General features: G+C 72.2%; 11 protein-coding genes. 5 read left to right on the forward strand and 6 right to left on the reverse strand.

The features are described 5' to 3' along the window. Positions 1–148: 148 nt before the first annotated feature. Positions 149–916: a GPP34 family phosphoprotein gene (locus ABZ840_RS14320; protein WP_361558509.1), complete on the reverse strand. Its 768-nt coding sequence runs from the start codon at positions 914–916 to the stop codon at positions 149–151. Between the two features lie 239 nt (positions 917–1,155). Between ABZ840_RS14320 and ABZ840_RS14325 the strand changes: the two genes are divergently transcribed. Together ABZ840_RS14325 and ABZ840_RS14330 are read left to right on the forward strand one after the other, a co-directional pair. Further along, positions 1,156–4,140: a hypothetical protein gene (locus ABZ840_RS14325; protein WP_361558512.1), complete on the forward strand. Its 2,985-nt coding sequence runs from the start codon at positions 1,156–1,158 to the stop codon at positions 4,138–4,140. A 341-nt stretch (positions 4,141–4,481) separates the two neighbouring features. Continuing rightward, positions 4,482–6,053 carry a glycosyltransferase family 39 protein gene (locus ABZ840_RS14330; protein ID WP_361558515.1) on the forward strand — a complete coding sequence of 524 codons (1,572 nt, stop codon included), beginning with the start codon at positions 4,482–4,484 and terminating at the stop codon, positions 6,051–6,053. Between the two features lie 123 nt (positions 6,054–6,176). On the opposite strand, the gene recQ is transcribed toward ABZ840_RS14330, so the two are convergent. The 3 genes from recQ to ABZ840_RS14345 form a co-directional block, all read right to left on the reverse strand. Continuing rightward, positions 6,177–8,366, reverse strand: a complete 2,190-nt coding sequence (gene recQ, locus ABZ840_RS14335) for a DNA helicase RecQ (protein WP_361558518.1) — start codon at positions 8,364–8,366, stop codon at positions 6,177–6,179. Positions 8,367–8,633: 267 nt separating this feature from the next. Then, a complete protein-coding gene (locus ABZ840_RS14340) occupies positions 8,634–9,353 on the reverse strand; it encodes a VC0807 family protein (protein WP_361558521.1) in 720 nt (239 codons plus the stop codon). A 50-nt stretch (positions 9,354–9,403) separates the two neighbouring features. Beyond that, entirely contained in the window at positions 9,404–10,927 is a 1,524-nt protein-coding gene (locus ABZ840_RS14345; RefSeq protein ID WP_361558524.1) for a carotenoid oxygenase family protein, read from the reverse strand. A 199-nt stretch (positions 10,928–11,126) separates the two neighbouring features. Here ABZ840_RS14345 and ABZ840_RS14350 point away from each other — a divergent pair, with 199 nt between their 5' ends. Then, positions 11,127–11,726: a PadR family transcriptional regulator gene (locus tag ABZ840_RS14350; protein WP_361558527.1), complete on the forward strand. Its 600-nt coding sequence runs from the start codon at positions 11,127–11,129 to the stop codon at positions 11,724–11,726. A gap of 439 nt (positions 11,727–12,165) precedes the next feature. After that, positions 12,166–12,957, forward strand: coding sequence for a terpene synthase family protein (locus tag ABZ840_RS14355; protein ID WP_361558530.1), 792 nt, complete (start codon positions 12,166–12,168; stop codon positions 12,955–12,957). Positions 12,958–13,095: 138 nt separating this feature from the next. Here ABZ840_RS14355 and ABZ840_RS14360 read toward each other — a convergent pair whose 3' ends face one another. Then, entirely contained in the window at positions 13,096–13,500 is a 405-nt protein-coding gene (locus ABZ840_RS14360; protein ID WP_361558533.1) for a CAP domain-containing protein, read from the reverse strand. 572 nt (positions 13,501–14,072) lie between these two features. Here ABZ840_RS14360 and ABZ840_RS14365 point away from each other — a divergent pair. After that, positions 14,073–14,198 (forward strand): hypothetical protein, encoded by a 126-nt coding sequence (locus tag ABZ840_RS14365; protein WP_361558536.1) that lies wholly within the window; start codon positions 14,073–14,075, stop codon positions 14,196–14,198. Positions 14,199–14,360: 162 nt separating this feature from the next. Here the strand turns inward: ABZ840_RS14365 and ABZ840_RS14370 are convergent, their stop codons facing one another. Continuing rightward, positions 14,361–15,152: an ABC transporter permease gene (locus ABZ840_RS14370; RefSeq protein WP_361558539.1), complete on the reverse strand. Its 792-nt coding sequence runs from the start codon at positions 15,150–15,152 to the stop codon at positions 14,361–14,363. Between the last annotated feature and the right edge of the window lie 77 nt (positions 15,153–15,229).

The following is a 15,229-nucleotide window of genomic DNA, read 5'->3' on the forward strand; positions in this document are numbered from 1 at the left end:
TGGGGTCGGCGGCGTCCTGCCGATGTCCGTCCTGCTGCTGTCCGTCCTGCGACCTGCGCCTGAACGCGTCCGGCCGGCCCGTCCGTCCGGGCCCGTCGTACGGATCCTGCGCTGCCGAGTCCTGTCCGTCCTGATCCTGCTCGTCCGGCTAACGGGCGCCGACGCGGGCCATGCTGCCCCGCCGCGGCTGCACCGGAACGCCGCCCGGCGTCCCGTCCGTCGCCCGGGCTGCGGGCTGCCGGCCGCCGGCTCCGGGGGCGGGCCCCGCTGCCGGTGCGCGCCTCGGCTGCGCCGCGACGCCGTTCTGCACGTCCATGACGGCGTGTGCGACCAGTCCGCCCATGGGGTCGTGCCGGATGAGGTCCCGGAGGCGGGAGCGCGACGAGCGCCCTTCGTTCCCGGGGTAGAGATGCTTGCCGAGACCGACCGCGTGGGCCAGTGCGGCGAGCGCCGCGGTCCGCGGGTCCGGGGGTACGCCGGTGCGGATCGCGTTGTCCAGCCGGGCCCTGATTTCCCGGCTGATGGCCGTGTCCGTCGCCTGGTAGCGAGTCGTCGGCAGCACCCCGCACATCTGACCCGCCACGGCATGCACCATGCCGCACCGCTCCAGATGCGTGAGGTAGGTCTGGCGCAGCCCCAGCCGGGGCCCGCCGATCCAGTGGACCGCGCGTACCGGGCTGCCGCGGCGTCGCAGCAACTCGAGTGCGGAGTCCAGTGTCGGATCTCCAGTCGGCCGTGGAAGTACCACGGCGATACGATCCCCGTCAGGGGCTATCCGTCCTGCCAGAGCCAGCTCCACTAGCTGGGCCCCGGCCAGACCGAGGTCGAGCGACTGCGGCTGCGCTGTGGTTCCCGTGGCCGGGTCCAAAGCGAGCAGCAGAAGCTCCTCCGGAATTGTTCTGCGGCTCCTGCCCATCCATGCCTCCCCGCGTGGATGAATGACAGGGTGACCCCTCTCACATTCATCTGTCGAGAGTGCGTGGGTGTTTCGGTAGGGAACCGGTAGGTATGTCGTTCTCGTCTACTGCGTGGGTGACAGCCTCCGAGAGCAGGACGCGGGCCCGGGACCGCGCGGCGGCGCAGCCGCGCTTCTCGCACACAGGACACTTGGCAACACTGGGCACAGCAGCAGCGCGACATACGAAGGAGACACCGGTGGCGGGCGAGTCCCCCGACAAGTCGGAGCAGAAGCAGTCGTCGGGGGAGACGGCGGGGAGCGAACGCGATCCGCGGCTCGCGGTCTTCCGCGATGCACCGACGGATACGGAGACGGAGACGTCGGCGGAGCCGGATTCGGTTGCACCGGACACGGACCGGGACGGCGCGGAGCCGGAGACCCCGAAGGCGGCGGATTCGGAGGCCCCGAAGGAGGGCGCCCCGAAGGCCGGCAAGGCGGATGCCCCGAAGGCGGATGACGCGAAGGCGGGCGCCTCGGAGGCGAGCGGGTCGGATGCCCCGAAGGCGGGTGCTTCGACGGCGGACGACGCGACGTCGGGTGGCAGGAAGGCCGGCGGTGGGAAGGCCGCCGGCACGAAGGCCGCAGGCGGGAAGCGGGACGCGGGGGCGTCGGACGCCGAGGAGTCGGACGCGGAGAGCCCGGATTCGAGGGAGCCGGAGGGCGCGGCTTCGGGGGAGCCGGGCGCGGAGAAGGCGGGTTCCGAGGGGGCTGACGCCGAGCAGGGCGCGCCCGAGAAGGGCGATGCCCGGCTCAAGGCGGCGGTGGCCGCCTGGGTGGCGGGCAAGGGCGCCCAGGAGGACGAGGCGGGCGCGGAGGGCGCGGAGAAGGCGGAGGCGCGCGACGGCGCCTCTGAAGGCCCCTCCGGCGCCGGGAAGGCCCCTGCGGGCGATGCCGCCGGGGCCGCTGACGCCGAGGCCGACGACGCGGCGAAGGACCGCGAGGGCGCGGTGAAGGGCGGCGAGGACGCCGAGTCCGGGCTGCCCGTACGGAAGCCGGGCGCCAAGGGCAAGCAGGGCGCCGACCAGGCGGACCAGCCGACGGCGGTTTTCGGCACGCTGGCCCCGAAGTCGCCCCCGGCCGACGAGGCGACCCGAGTGTTTGCTGCCGTGAATCCGAAGGGTGCCAAGAAGGGCGCCGACAAGGACGCCCCGAAGGGCGCCGAGGACGCCGAGGGCGGCAAGGGCACGAAGGACGCCAAGAAGGACGCCGAGGCCCGTAAGGCGACGGCGGCGGCCATCCCGAAGCGCTCCGACGCCGCGAAGAAGACCGCGGCCGGCACCCCGGAGGCGGACAAGGGCGAAGGCAAGTCCGAGGCCGAGGGCGGGGCCAAGAAGGCCGACGCCCCCAAGGACGCCAAGCCTGCCGCCGAGCCGGAGTCCGACGGCAAGTCCACCACCTCCCCGGAGAAGCCGGCGGCTGACAAGAAGTCGACCGACGACAAGAAGGCAGCCGAAGCCGATAAGCAGTCGACCGACAAGAAGTCGACCGAAGCCGACAAGAGCAAGAAGCCGGCCGAAGCCGACAAGAACGCCGACGCCGATGCCGCCAAGGGCGAAAAGGGCGAGAAGAAGGCCGCCGAGCGGGACTCGGAGCGGACCAGCCAGTTCGTCGCGCTGAAGTCGACGGACGAGCGGCCGGTCAAGCCGCCGAAGCCCGTGGCCAAGCCCACCGGCAAGTCCGGCGCCGCCACGGACGCTCCCAAGACCAAGGCCCCTGCGGACACTGCCAAGGCCCCGGCGGACGCCGCCAAGTCGCCGGGCGACCCGGCCGCGACCGCCGCGATGCCGGCCGCCGTGTCCCCGGCCGGCCCCCAGCCGCCGGCCGCCCCGTCGTCGTCCGCCGCCCCCGAAGCGGGCCCCGGCGCGCTGCCCGAGTCCGAGCGTACGAAGCAGCAGCCGCTGCCCCCGCTCGACCTGCTGGCGCAGCTCACCAACACTCCGCCGCCGCCGGAGACCCCGATCCGCACGATCGTGCGGCGGTTCAAGATCTGGACCCCGCTGGCCCTGCTGCTCCTGCTCGTCTTCGTGATCGTGCAGGCCGTGCGCCCGCTCCCCGACCCGGGCCTCACCCTGACCGCGGACGCCACGTACTCCTTCGACGGCAGCAAGCCGTCGATGCCCTGGCCGTCCGAGGGCCAGGCGTACGTCGATGTCTCCGGGCTCGGCCCGATCGGCTCGTACGGCGATCAGAAGCCGGTGCCGATCGGCAGCGTCGCCAAGACGATGACCGCGTACATCATCATGCGCGACCACCCGCTGAAGCCCGGTAAGCCGGGGAAGAAGATCCGGATCGACAAGCAGGCCGAGGAGGACGGCAAGAAGGGCGCCGGGCACGGCGACGAGTCGGTGCTCGACACCGTCAAGGAGGGCGACACGATCACACAGAAGGACGCGCTGTCCGCTGTCATGATCCCGTCCGCGAACAACATCGCCCGCCTGCTGGCCCGTTGGGACGCCGGTTCCCAGGAGGCGTTCGTCAAGAAGATGAACGCCACCGCCAAGGAACTCGGCATGAAGAACACCACCTACACCGACCCCAGCGGTCTGATCGAGACCACCGTCAGCACCGCCGAGGACCAGGTGAAGCTGGGCAAGAAGGCGATGGAGATGCCGGCGCTGGTCGACATCACCAAGCTGCCGTCGTGGACGGACCCGTCCGGCAAGCAGTGGCGCAACTACAACACCCTGCCGCCGTACAACAACGCGATCGGCCTCAAGACCGGCTCCACCTCGAAGGCGGGCGGCAACCTCCTCTTCGCGGGCCGTCAGCAGGTCGGTGACACGACGCAGCTGATCGTCGGCGCGGTGCTCGGTCAGCACCGAACGCCGATCATCGACACCGCCAACGCCGTCAGCAAGGGCCTGCTCACCACGACGCAGGACGCGCTGGAGGACCGTACGGTCCTGAAGAAGGGCGATGTCGTCGGCGTGGTCGACGACGGCCTCGGCGGTACCACGCCGGTCGTGGTGACCGAGGACGTCAAGGCGGTCGGCTGGAACGGCCTGACGGTGAAGCTGGGGCTGTCGGACAACGGAAAGACCATCCCGCACGAGGCGAAGGCGGGTACGAAGGTCGGCGTCCTGACGGCGGGCAGCGGGCCCGGCCAGGTGAAGGTGCCCGTGGAACTCCAGAAGGGCCTGACCGAACCGACCTTCGGTGCCAAGCTCACCCGCGTGAGCTGACGGGTCGGAACCGGCCGGGAGGGGCCGCTCGCACCGGATGCGAGCGGCCCCTCCCGTGTTCGGAGACGTTCGGAGAGGTTCGGAGACCTTCGGGACGTTCGGCGGAACAGGGGCGATTCATCCCGGTACGGCAGCCGGGCGGTAATGTGAAGCGGCGCTGCAGGGCCCAAAGGTCGCTCCCTGGCTCGTAGGCCCGTGGCGCGAGCCCCGGTTCCCTCACTCAGGTCGCCAAGGCCGCCAAGGCCACCAAGGTCACTCAGGAGTCCGTCATAGGTACCGCGTTGAACGCCCGGCCGGCCGCGGGCCTCCCGCGTGCCGAAGCGGCGCCCTGGGTGAGGATCGTGGCGGCTCCGTGTGCGCTGGCGCTCGCGCTCGGCCTGTGGGGCATCCGCCGCGGGGGCAGCATCTGGCGGGACGAGGTCGTCACGTACGACATGGCGCACCGCAGCCTCCCCGACCTGTGGCACACGCTGCAGCACGTCGACGCCGTACACGGCCTCTACTACCTCTTCATGCATGGCCTGTTCGCCGTGTTCGGCGGCGGTGTGACGACCCTGCGGCTGCCGTCCGCGCTGGCGATGACCGCGGCGGCGGCCGGGGTCGCGCTCCTGGGGGCGCGGGTGGCCGGACGTCGCGCCGGCATCGCGGCGGGGCTGGTCTTCCCGGTGCTGCCGCTGGTCCAGGAGTACGGGCAGGAAGGCCGGTCGTACGCGCTGGTCTGCGCGCTGGTCACGTGGTCCACGTACCTCCTCGTCCGCGCCCTCGACGCGAGCGCTGCCGTGGGGCCCGTCGCGCCCTCGTGGCTCGGGCTGTTCCGCGTGCCCGGGGCCGCGCGGCGCCGGTGGGCGGGGTACGCGGTCGTGACGCTCGTCGCCTGTCTGCTGCACGAGTTCGCGGTGCTGGTGCTCGCGGCACACGGCGTGACGGTCGTTCTGGCCGGCGTACCGAGTGCCGCGCGCGCCGCGGTCCGCCGCACCTGGCTCGTCGCCGCCGGCGTGGTGGTCGTCGGGCTGGCGCCGCCGGCGCTGTTCAGCGCGGGCCAGTCGGCTCAGCTCAGCTGGATCCTGTGGCCCGACCCCGTGCAGCTGCTGACCTTCGCGGTGCTGGCGGTCGTGGGCGTCCTCTGCGCGCGCGTACCGGTACGGACCCGGGGGCCGGTCCGGCTGCGGCCCCTCGCCGTACCGCTGCTGATCGTCCCGCAGGCCGCGCTGATGCTGCTCTCGCACCTCAAGCCGGTGTACGTCGACCGCTACGTCCTCTACTACGTGATCGGCTTCGCCCTCCTGGCAGGCGCCGCCCTGGACCGTGCGCTACGGCCGCTGAGGGGCGGCGGCGCGGATGGTGGCGCGGGCGATGGCGCGGGCAACGACGTGGGGTGCGCCGCGGGCGGCGGCGCAGGGGGCGGATCGGAGGCCGCCCGGGGGGCGGCGGTGCGGGTGCGTCGGCGGACGGTGTGGGCGCTGGTGGCCGTACTGGCGGGACTGCTGCCCGTCTCCGTCCATCTGCGCGACCCCGAGAGCCGCAAGGACGACGCCACCGCCGTGGTCCGGGCCGTGCGGGAGGTGGCGAAGCCCGGCGACGGGCTGCTCTTCATGCCGGCCCGGCGGCGGGTGTGGACGCTGTCCGAACCGGAGCGGTTCCGCGGCCTGACCGACCTGGCGCTGTCCCGGTCACCGGCGGCCTCCGGATCCCTGTACGGCACGGAGGTGTCCGCCGACCGCATCGAGGCCCGGATGCGCGCCGACGAGCGCATCGTCGTGCTCGGCGACCCCCGTGGCGAGCCGGAGGACGAGGACTCCCGGGAGAACACCAAGCGCACGGTCCTCCGCGACGCATTTGAGCGCTGCGCCAGCCGCGACGTCACCGGCGCCCGCGTCTCCGTCTACGCCCGCCCGGGCCACTGCAACGACTGAAGCCCCCGGCCCGCCTCATCGACGCGCCGCCTCATCGACGCGCCGGTTCCTCCAGGGCGGCCCCTCTAGGGGCGGCTCACCCAAGAGCGACCGACTCACCTGAGGGCGGCCTACAAGCGTGACTCATCCATAGGCGCCCTCACGGTCCTCTTCCGCCGGCGGCTCTTCCATGTCCCAGTCCCAGTCGGCCTCCGGGGCGGCGGGCCGCCCGGCGCCCGCAGCAGCCGTACCTGAGGAAGCCGCCCCCGGACCGTTGCCGCCCCGTCCACCACCGCCCCGTCCACCACCGGCCTGTCCACCACCGGCCCGGGCGCCGCCTGCTCGTCCGCTGTCGGATGCCCCCTCGGAGTTCGCCCTCTCGGAGCTCGCCCCCGTGGGGCTCGCCGCCCCCGTAGCGCTCGGCCCGTCGGCCAGCACCTCCAGGATGGCCTCGCCGTACTTCGCGAGCTTGTTCTCGCCGACGCCGTTGACCGTGCCCAGCTCGGCGACGGTGGACGGCCGGGCCGTGGCGATCTCGCGGAGCGTGGCGTCGTGGAAGATCACGTACGCCGGGACGCCCTGCTCCTTGGCCGTCTGCCCGCGCCAGGCCCGCAGCGACTCGAAGACCGGCACCAACTCCGCCGGCAGGTCCACCGGCGCCCGCTTGCCCTTCGCGGTCTTCGTCCGCGCCGCGCGCGCGGGCCTCTCCGGCTCCCTCCGCATCGGGACCTGGCGCTCGCCGCGCAGCACCTCGCCGCTGGTCCCGGTGAGTACCAGCGTGCCGTAGTCACCCTCGACGGCCAGCAGCTGCTGCGCCAGCAACTGCCGTACAACACCTCGCCAGTCCGCCTCCCGCAGGTCGGCGCCGATCCCGAACACGCTGAGCGCGTCATGGTCGAACTGGATGACCTTGGCGGTCTTGCGCCCCATCAGGATGTCGACGATCTGGCCCGTGCCGAACTTCTGCCCGCGCTCGCGCTGCAGCCGGACGATCGTCGACAGCAGCTTCTGGGCGGGCACTGTGCCGTCCCAGCTCTGCGGCGGGGCCAGGCAGGTGTCGCAGTTGCCGCACGGCTTGCTCTCCTGGCCGAAGTAGGCGAGCAGCCGCACCCGCCGGCACTCCACCGTCTCGCACAGCGCGAGCATCGCGTCGAGGTGGGACGCCAGCCGCCGCCGGTGCGCCTCGTCGCCCTCGGAGCCGTCGATCATCTTCCGTTGCTGGACCACGTCCTGCAGGCCGTAGGCCAGCCAGGCCGTGGACGGCAGGCCGTCCCGCCCGGCGCGGCCGGTCTCCTGGTAGTACCCCTCCACCGACTTGGGCAGGTCCAGGTGCGCCACGAAGCGCACGTCCGGCTTGTCGATGCCCATGCCGAACGCGATCGTCGCGACGACCACGAGGCCGTCCTCGCGGAGGAAGCGGGACTGGTGGCGCGCGCGGACCTGCGCGTCCAGCCCGGCGTGGTACGGCACCGCGTCGATGCCGTTCTGCACCAGGAACTGGGCGGTCTTCTCCACCGAGGCGCGGGAGAGGCAGTACACGATGCCGGCGTCCCCGGGGTGCTCCGTGCGCAACAGCTCCAGCAGCTGCTTCTTCGGCTCGCTCTTGGCCGCGATGCGGTACTGGATGTTGGGCCGGTCGAAGCTGGCCACGAAGTGCCGGGCCTGCTCCATGCGCAGCCGCGAGGTGATCTCGGTGTGGGTGGCCTCGGTGGCCGTGGCGGTGAGCGCGATCCGCGGCACGTCGGGCCAGCGCTCGTGGAGCATCGACAGGGCGAGGTAGTCGGGGCGGAAGTCGTGGCCCCACTGGGCGACGCAGTGCGCCTCGTCGATGGCGAAGAGGGAGATCTTCCCGCGCTCCAGCAGGCCGAGGGTCTGCTCCACGCGCAGCCGCTCCGGCGCGAGGTAGAGGAGGTCCAGCTCGCCGGCGAGGAACTCCGCCTCGACCAGGCGGCGCTCCTCCAGGTCCTGCGTGGAATTGAGGAACCCGGCGCGGACGCCGACCGCCCGCAGCGCGTCGACCTGGTCCTGCATCAGCGCGATCAGCGGAGAGATGACGACGCCCGTGCCGGGGCGCACGAGCGAGGGGATCTGGTAGCAGAGCGACTTGCCGCCGCCGGTCGGCATGAGCACGACCGCGTCACCGCCGCCGATGACATGATCGACGATCTCCTGCTGGCTGCCGCGGAACGCGTCGTAGCCGAAGACCCGGTGCAGGACCTCCAGCGCCTCACCGCCCGGCGCCCCACCGGTCCGCGCACCCTCGCCTCCGCCCGGGCCGGCGCCTGCGCCCGCGACCCCCGGAGCTTCGTCCAGTCCACCGTCCACGTCGTTCATGTCTGGCAGCTTACGAGCCATGACCACCCCGCCGCTGAGCCTGTGGATAACTCCCGCCGAGCACACCGGCCGTTGGCCAAAGCCTCGTGAGCGAGGTCATAACAGCGAGGACAAACCGGCCCCGCCGACGCGCCCCGGACGAAACGAGGCCAGCGCACGTCACGGTCACGGAACGCGGCCGCCCGACTCACACGCGGTGGCATCCACACAGGGCGGCGGGGTCAGTGCCGCGGGTGGCGTACCCCGCCGCCCGGTGTGTCCGCGGGGTCAGTGCCGCGGGTGGCGGGTGGCCCACTTGCGGTGGATCACCGTGTAGACGGTCAGGAGGCCGAAGGTCGACAGTTGCAGGAGGCCCGAGAGGCCGGTGGCCGCGTCGACCGGGAGCAGGTAGATCATCGGGAGCCTGACGACGGCCTCGGCCAGCATGCCGATGCCCCAGACGCAGGTCATGACTGTGAGGGTGCGCCGGAACGCCGGTTCGGTGGTCCAGCGTCGTTCCAGGTCGGCGAGCGCGCGCGGTGTGCGTCCCTGGGTGCGCCGTACGACCGCGTAGATCATCGGGCGCCCGGCCACCGCCGTGCCGAGGAAGATCAGCCCGGCCAGGCCGGTCGGCACCGAGTCCTTGGCCAGGACGAAGCGCGCGTCACCGCTCACGAAGGACAGCAGCAGACCGATGCCCCACACGGAGAGCATGAACGCCGCGAACACATCGAAGCGGCGGGGGAGGACCGCCACGTAGACGACGCGGAGCGCGGCGGCGACCGTGGCGCCCAGCATCGAGGGGTACACGCCGACGCCGCACGCCCGCAGGAGGTAGTACACGGCGATCGACAGGCCGATGTCCCAGAAGAGCGTGGAGAACATGTCCCCGAGGCCGCTCCACCACCGCTCGCCCCCTCGTGCGGCGGTCGCGGTCTCCTCCGTGCCAGGGCTCTCGGATACCCCCGCTGCCGTGTTCGGATCCATGGTCTTCGCCCCCGTGTGCATTGTTCCGGCTCCTCGCTGCCTGTCGTGGTGAAGGGATGTAAGGGATGCGCTCATCGTCCGGCTTCGTTTCCGGGGCCGGCTTCGTGCCCGTTTCCGGCCTCGTCCGCGTCGCTGTGCCTGTGCCCGTCCGCGTCGCCGTGCCCGTCGTCGGCGATCCAGGAGCCGTGGAAGCCCGCGGGGACCGCGCGGGGCAGCCGGATCGAGGCGACCGGGGGCGCGGTGACGTTGGTGGCGTCCAGGACGAGCAGCTCGGAGCCGGTACCCGTGCGGTCGGTGACGATCGACAGGAGCCAGCCCTCGTCCTCGGCGCGTGCGTCCCGGGCCGGGACGAACACCGCCTCACCGACCGCTCGGTCCGGGCCGACGTCGTGCGTGTGCCGCTCCCCGGTGGTCACGTCGTAGCGCACCACCGCGCCGCTCGGCGCGTCTGCGGCCAGGTACAGGTACCGGTGGGCGCGCCCCACGTGCCCGGCGTGCAGCGTCGGGAACTCGACCGAGAGGTCGTCCAGCGCAGCCTCGCTGACCGCCCCGGTTGCCGGGTCGAGCGTCCACCGGTAGAGCACCGATCCCGCCGCCCCGGAGGCGGTCGGCAGACCTGTCCCGGAGGCAGGGGGCGCCTGGCCGGCGCTCTCGCCGTCGATCGCTGCCCACAGGCTGTTGAACGTGGCGCGGTCGTACCGCACGGCGTCCAGCACGATCCGCCCCGCCGCGTCCTCCCGGGCGTTGCCGACGTGGAACACGTAGCAGGGCTCGATGTCGAACCACCGCACCGGAGCTTCGCCGGACCGCTCCATCACGCCCAGCCGGGCGCCGTACGCGTCGTTCCAGCGCATCGGCATGCCCTTGCCGCGCAGCGCCGCGTCGAAGGTGACGGGCAGGTCGAGCCAGATCACGTACCGCTCGGTGAGCGCGAAGTCGTGCATCATCGTCGGCGCCGGAACGTCGATCACACGGCTGTGTTCCAGCTCCCCGGCGGCCGACATCCGGTGGTACGTGACATACGGGGGCGTCGGCGCGTACCCGAAGAAGTGCAGCTCTCCGGTGGCCGGGTCCTCCTTCGGGTGCGCCGTCATGGCGGTGCGCAGCCGGCCCCCGAAGTCCTCCGGCCCGACCGTGTCGAGGTCGGGCGTCACCCGGTGCGGCAGGCCGCTCTCGCACAGGGCGAGCAGCCGGCCGCCGTGCTCGATGACGTGCGTGTTGGCCGGGTTGTTCGCCAGGTCGCGAGTGCCGTCGGGGCGGGTGGCCGGGATGCCGGCGAGGTGGGTCGTGCGCACCCAGCGGTTCCGGTACCACTCGGCGCGGCCGTCGGCGATCCGTATGCCGTGCAGCATTCCGTGCCCGAGGAACCAGTGCCCGCCGCCCCTCCCGGGGAGCGGGTTCGGGCCGTTACGGAGGTAGCGGCCGCGCAGTTCCGGGGGCAGCGTGCCGCTGACCGGAAGGTCGTACGCGTCGATCTCGTCCGGTACGGGTGCGAGGTGGCCCGAGAGGGTCAGCGGCCGGGCCTCCGCCCCCGAGGGTGCGCGCTCCGCCCCGTCTCCGGCGGTGCCGGATATCCGTGTCGTCCTGTCGGTCATCGCGTCGTCCATCCCCCTGGGCAGTCCCTCCGTGCGCGTGCCATCCGTGGCCGTCGTCGCCTTCTGGCGCGTACCGCCGGATGGCGCTGCCTGCGCTCAACTTCGACATGTAGAAAGTGACACGTTGGCTGGCACGTGTCAACTTCTACATGTCGTTGAGCTAGGATGATCGAGGCAAGGAGAAGGGCGGAGAGACGCGATGTCGCTGCGGTACGCACTGCTGGGGCTGCTGGCCGATGAGGCGGGCAGCGGGTACGAGCTGACCAAGAAGTTCGAGCGGAGCCTGGACCGCTATGCCTGGCACGCCAAGCACAACCAGGTCTACCAAGAGCTCAACCGGCTGGCCGCCGACGGTCTCGCCGAGGTCGTCGAGGAGGGCGCGCGCGGCCGCAAGACGTACGCGATCACCGAGGCGGGCCGTGCGGACCTGCGGCAGTGGCTGCTGAACCCGCCCCGCACCCCCGTGGTCCGCAACGAGTTCGTGCTGCGGCTCTTCCTCCTCTTCGCGCTCGACCCGAAGGAGGCGCGCAGCGTGCTCGCGGACTACGCCGCGGCGGCCCAGCGCGACCTCGACGCCCTGACCGCGCTGGTCGAGTCCACGGGCGCCGATGTGCACGACGGCGTCCTGCCCGACCCGCTCGCCTTTGGGCACCTGGCCGCCGGCTTCGGCCTCCACATGCTCCCCGCGTCCCGTGACTGGGCCCGGTGGGCCATCACGCAGATCGACAATCAGGAGGGCGAAGGCGAGGGCGGTACGCAGGAGGGCGGCGGCGCGGCGGACGAGGCGCCCGGCGCCTGAGCCTCGACGTCGTCGCCCGGCGCCCGGCGCCCGAGCGTCAACATCGGTCGCTTTCTGCCCTGTTAAGGGGTAATGGCTGCCACATGCATGTAGGTCACGGTCAACCTGTGTTGTCGGATGGAGGATGAGGCCTTTCGTGCCGTCGCCGTCCAGCGCAAGAGGTGCCGGTCATGGCAGTCACCGTCAATGAGATCGATCTCCCGCTGATCTTCTGCCCGCTGGAGGCCGCCAGGCACCCGCGCGCCCACCTCGTCGACGAACGGGCCAAGGAGTGGATCCGGCGCAGCCCCATGTGCGCGGCCGACGAGGAGCGGGCCTGGACCGTCGCCACCCGCAGCACCGAATTCTTCGCCCGGTTCGCCCCCGATGCCGCCACCGACGACCGCCTGCTCTGGACGTCGCTGTGGGTGTACTGGGGCTTCGCCTTCGACGACAACCGTTGCGACAGCGGCCCGTTCAGCACCCGGCCCGCCCGTTCAGCGCCCTCGCGGGCCGCGTCCAGCGCGCCCTGGAGGCTCCCACGGCCCGGGACGAGGGCGAGGGCTTCGTGCCGGCCCTTCAGGAGATCGGCGCCGCCTTCAGGTCCCTCGGCAGCCCGCTCCAGGTACGGCGCTTCATCGCCGCCCACCGGGCCTGGCTCTCCGGCGTGACCTGGCAGGTCGGCAACGCCGCGCTCGGCCGCATGCCGGACCTGGACGAGTACCCCGCGATGCGGGTGCTGGCGGCGGGCGGTGAGCCGACGTTCGCCATGCTGGAGATCGCCACCGGCCACGAGGTGCCCGCGCAGGACATGGAGCGGCCGACCGTCCGCGCACTCACCGAGATGGCCATCATGGTCGCCGCGCTGGACAACGACCGCCACTCCCTGTGCAAGGAGCTGGTCCGGGGGCAGACCGACCAGAACGTCTACAGCGTGCTGATGCACCACCAGGGGCTGTCGCTCCACGAAGCCGTCACCACCGCCACGCGTCTTCGGGACCGGGTGCCGCTGCGCTTCATGGAGGTGCACGACAAGGTGCGCCCGGGGGCCGGACTGGAGCTGGCCACCCACTTGCAGGGACTGCGGTACGGCATCAGGGGCAACGCGGAGTGGGGCCTCCGGGTGCCGCGGTACCTGAGCCTGGGACACGTCCCGGACCCGATGGACGACGCTCCCCTGGAGTGGGCCGAGAAGCCGGCGGACGACGACCGCTCGGCGCCACGCGGACTGCCGACGGTGGCGTGGTGGTAGGACGACGCGCTGCTGGGGCTGTGAGGGCGTACGGGATGGGTCTGTGAGGGCGTACGGAGGCCTGTGAACGGGCCGGGGCGCCCGGACCCGGGCCGGGGGCTGGAGGGGGACTGGAGGCGCTTCTGGTGGCTGCCGCGCCTAGCGGCGCGACGCGAGCAGGACCGTCCACCACGGCCCCTCCCGGCCGCTGCCGGTGACGCCCACGCCGGCGTGCTCGTACGCGCACGTGAGCAGGGTCCGGCGGTGCCCGGGGCTGCGCATCCACTCCCGTACGACCGTGGCCGCGTCCGGCTGCCCCTGGGCCAGGTCCTCGCCGACGCGGCTCCAGCGGTACCCCGCTGCCGCGAGCCGACCGCCCGGCCGGCGCCCGCCCGGGCCGCTGTGCGTGAGGGTCTCCGTGCGGGCCATGTGCGCGCTCTGCCGCTGCGCCGCCCGCGCCAGCGCGGGGTGCTCGCGCACCGGGCGGCAGCCGGCCTGCGCGCGCCGGTCGTTGACGAGCCGCAGGACGGCCGACGACGAACGGCCGCGGTCCGGAAGGGACATGCGGTCCGCGGTTTCCGCTTGCCCGGTGCGGCCCGCGGTGCCGGCCGGGTACGGAGCGGCGCCTGCCGGGTACGGAAAGGACGCACCGGCGGCCGCCGGTGCGGTCATTGCCAGCAACAGCACCGCGAGGGGCAGTACCCGTTCGCGCCGCGAGGTGTTTCCTCGCCTTTCCGGCCGCCCGACCATTCGCTGCCGCTCCCGCCCGTACGCGTTACCGTCGTATTCGCCTCACAGCCTCACTCGTCGGCGCGGAATTCGCCACCGGACACACGCGGAAACAGTCGGTGGGTGGATTTCTGTGCTTTCACGAAAAGCGATTTTCGGGTGTCGGGTCATCGGCCCGGTGCGCTCTCCTCCTTCGAGGGAAGAAACGCGGAAACGTGAGGAACCCCATGAATGGTGTCGTCGCCACTAATAGAGTTCCGGTGTCCGGCAGATATCCTCCGTTTCCCCTCCAAGGGGAATTCATATCGTTCCTGCGACGTGCCGCGGCCGCATCCGTGATCGCTGCCGCCCTCGCGACGTGTGGCGCCGCTCCGTCCGCGCTGGCCGCCTCGCCCGCGTCTGCGTCGATGTCCGCCGACCCCTACGACGAGGGCCCCGGCGGCCGCCCGATCCAGATGGGCCCGTTCACGTTCCCGGCGCAGGGCCAGGTCAACGGCGGGTTCGGCTGGAACACCTCGGGCGGCGGCTACTGAGGGACCGCAGTCCGCAGTGGCACAACGCGGTGAGGTGGGCCCGGCACTCGTGCCGGGCCCACCTCGCTGTCGTAGGGCGCAGTCGCCGCTGCTGTTCGGGGGCAGCCCTCGCTGTCGTACGGGGCAGCGCTGAGCGGTCGCCTGCCCAGGGGCGCGCCGCGCTCACCGCTTGAGCGTGGCCGCGCCGGCCAGCAGGACGACGATCACGCACCCCAGGATCAGCAGCGCGTCCCGTACGAAGATGCCGGTCACCCCGTCGTGGGTGGCGGCCTCGCCGGCGGCCTGCACCGCGTACGTCATCGGCATCACCTTCGCCAGCGCCGCCAGCCCGTCGCTCATCTCCTCGCGCGGTACGAAGAGGCCGCACACGAGGAACTGCGGCAGCACCCCGGCCGGCAGGAACTGCACCGCCTGGCGCTCGTTGCGCGCGAAGGCGCTGACCAACAGGCCCAGCGCCAGCCCGAGGAGTGCGCCCAGCATCGCGATGATCATGAGCAGATGCGGCGGGCCCTTGATGTCCAGCCCCAGCGGCCCCACGGCGAGCAGCGTCGCCAGCACGGCCTGGAGCAGCGCCAGGAATCCGAAGGCCAGGCTGTAGCCGAGCACGATGTCCAGCCGCTGCGCCGGCATGGTGAGCAGCCGCTCGGCGGTGCCCGAAGTGCGCTTCCGCAGCGTCGAGACCGAGGCGACCAGGTACATCACGATGAGCGGGAAGATCCCGAAGACCTGCGGGCCGATGCGCTCGAAGGCGCCGTCCGCGTCATCGAACATCAGCTTGACGATCACCATCAGCATGCAGGGGGTCGCCAGCATGAGCGCGACGCTGCCGCGGTCGCGGACGATCTGCTGCAGCACCCGCTGCGCGGTGGCGAGGGTGATGCTCACGGTGAGCGGCACGGCGCGGACGGTGCGGACCGCTCGGGCCACGGTTCCCGGCCGGATCTCGGTTGTCACGTTATCGACCTCGGCACCCCGATGCGAAGAATGATGCGTGGGGGTCGGGCAGCATGGAGCTGTTGAACAGCGGCCCC

The sequence above is a fragment of the Streptomyces sp. NPDC047117 genome (assembly GCF_040643545.1).
GTDB lineage: Bacteria > Actinomycetota > Actinomycetes > Streptomycetales > Streptomycetaceae > Streptomyces.

Coding starts and splice junctions, on each gene's coding strand:
- recQ (WP_361558518.1), bottom strand. CDS start 8,366: ATGAACGACGTGGACGGTGGACTGGACGAAGCTCCGGGGGTCGCGGGC.
- ABZ840_RS14345 (WP_361558524.1), bottom strand. CDS start 10,927: ATGACCGACAGGACGACACGGATATCCGGCACCGCCGGAGACGGGGCG.
- ABZ840_RS14320 (WP_361558509.1), bottom strand. CDS start 916: ATGGGCAGGAGCCGCAGAACAATTCCGGAGGAGCTTCTGCTGCTCGCT.
- ABZ840_RS14340 (WP_361558521.1), bottom strand. CDS start 9,353: ATGCACACGGGGGCGAAGACCATGGATCCGAACACGGCAGCGGGGGTA.
- ABZ840_RS14350 (WP_361558527.1), top strand. CDS start 11,127: ATGTCGCTGCGGTACGCACTGCTGGGGCTGCTGGCCGATGAGGCGGGC.
- ABZ840_RS14360 (WP_361558533.1), bottom strand. CDS start 13,500: ATGTCCCTTCCGGACCGCGGCCGTTCGTCGTCGGCCGTCCTGCGGCTC.
- ABZ840_RS14365 (WP_361558536.1), top strand. CDS start 14,073: ATGTCCGCCGACCCCTACGACGAGGGCCCCGGCGGCCGCCCGATCCAG.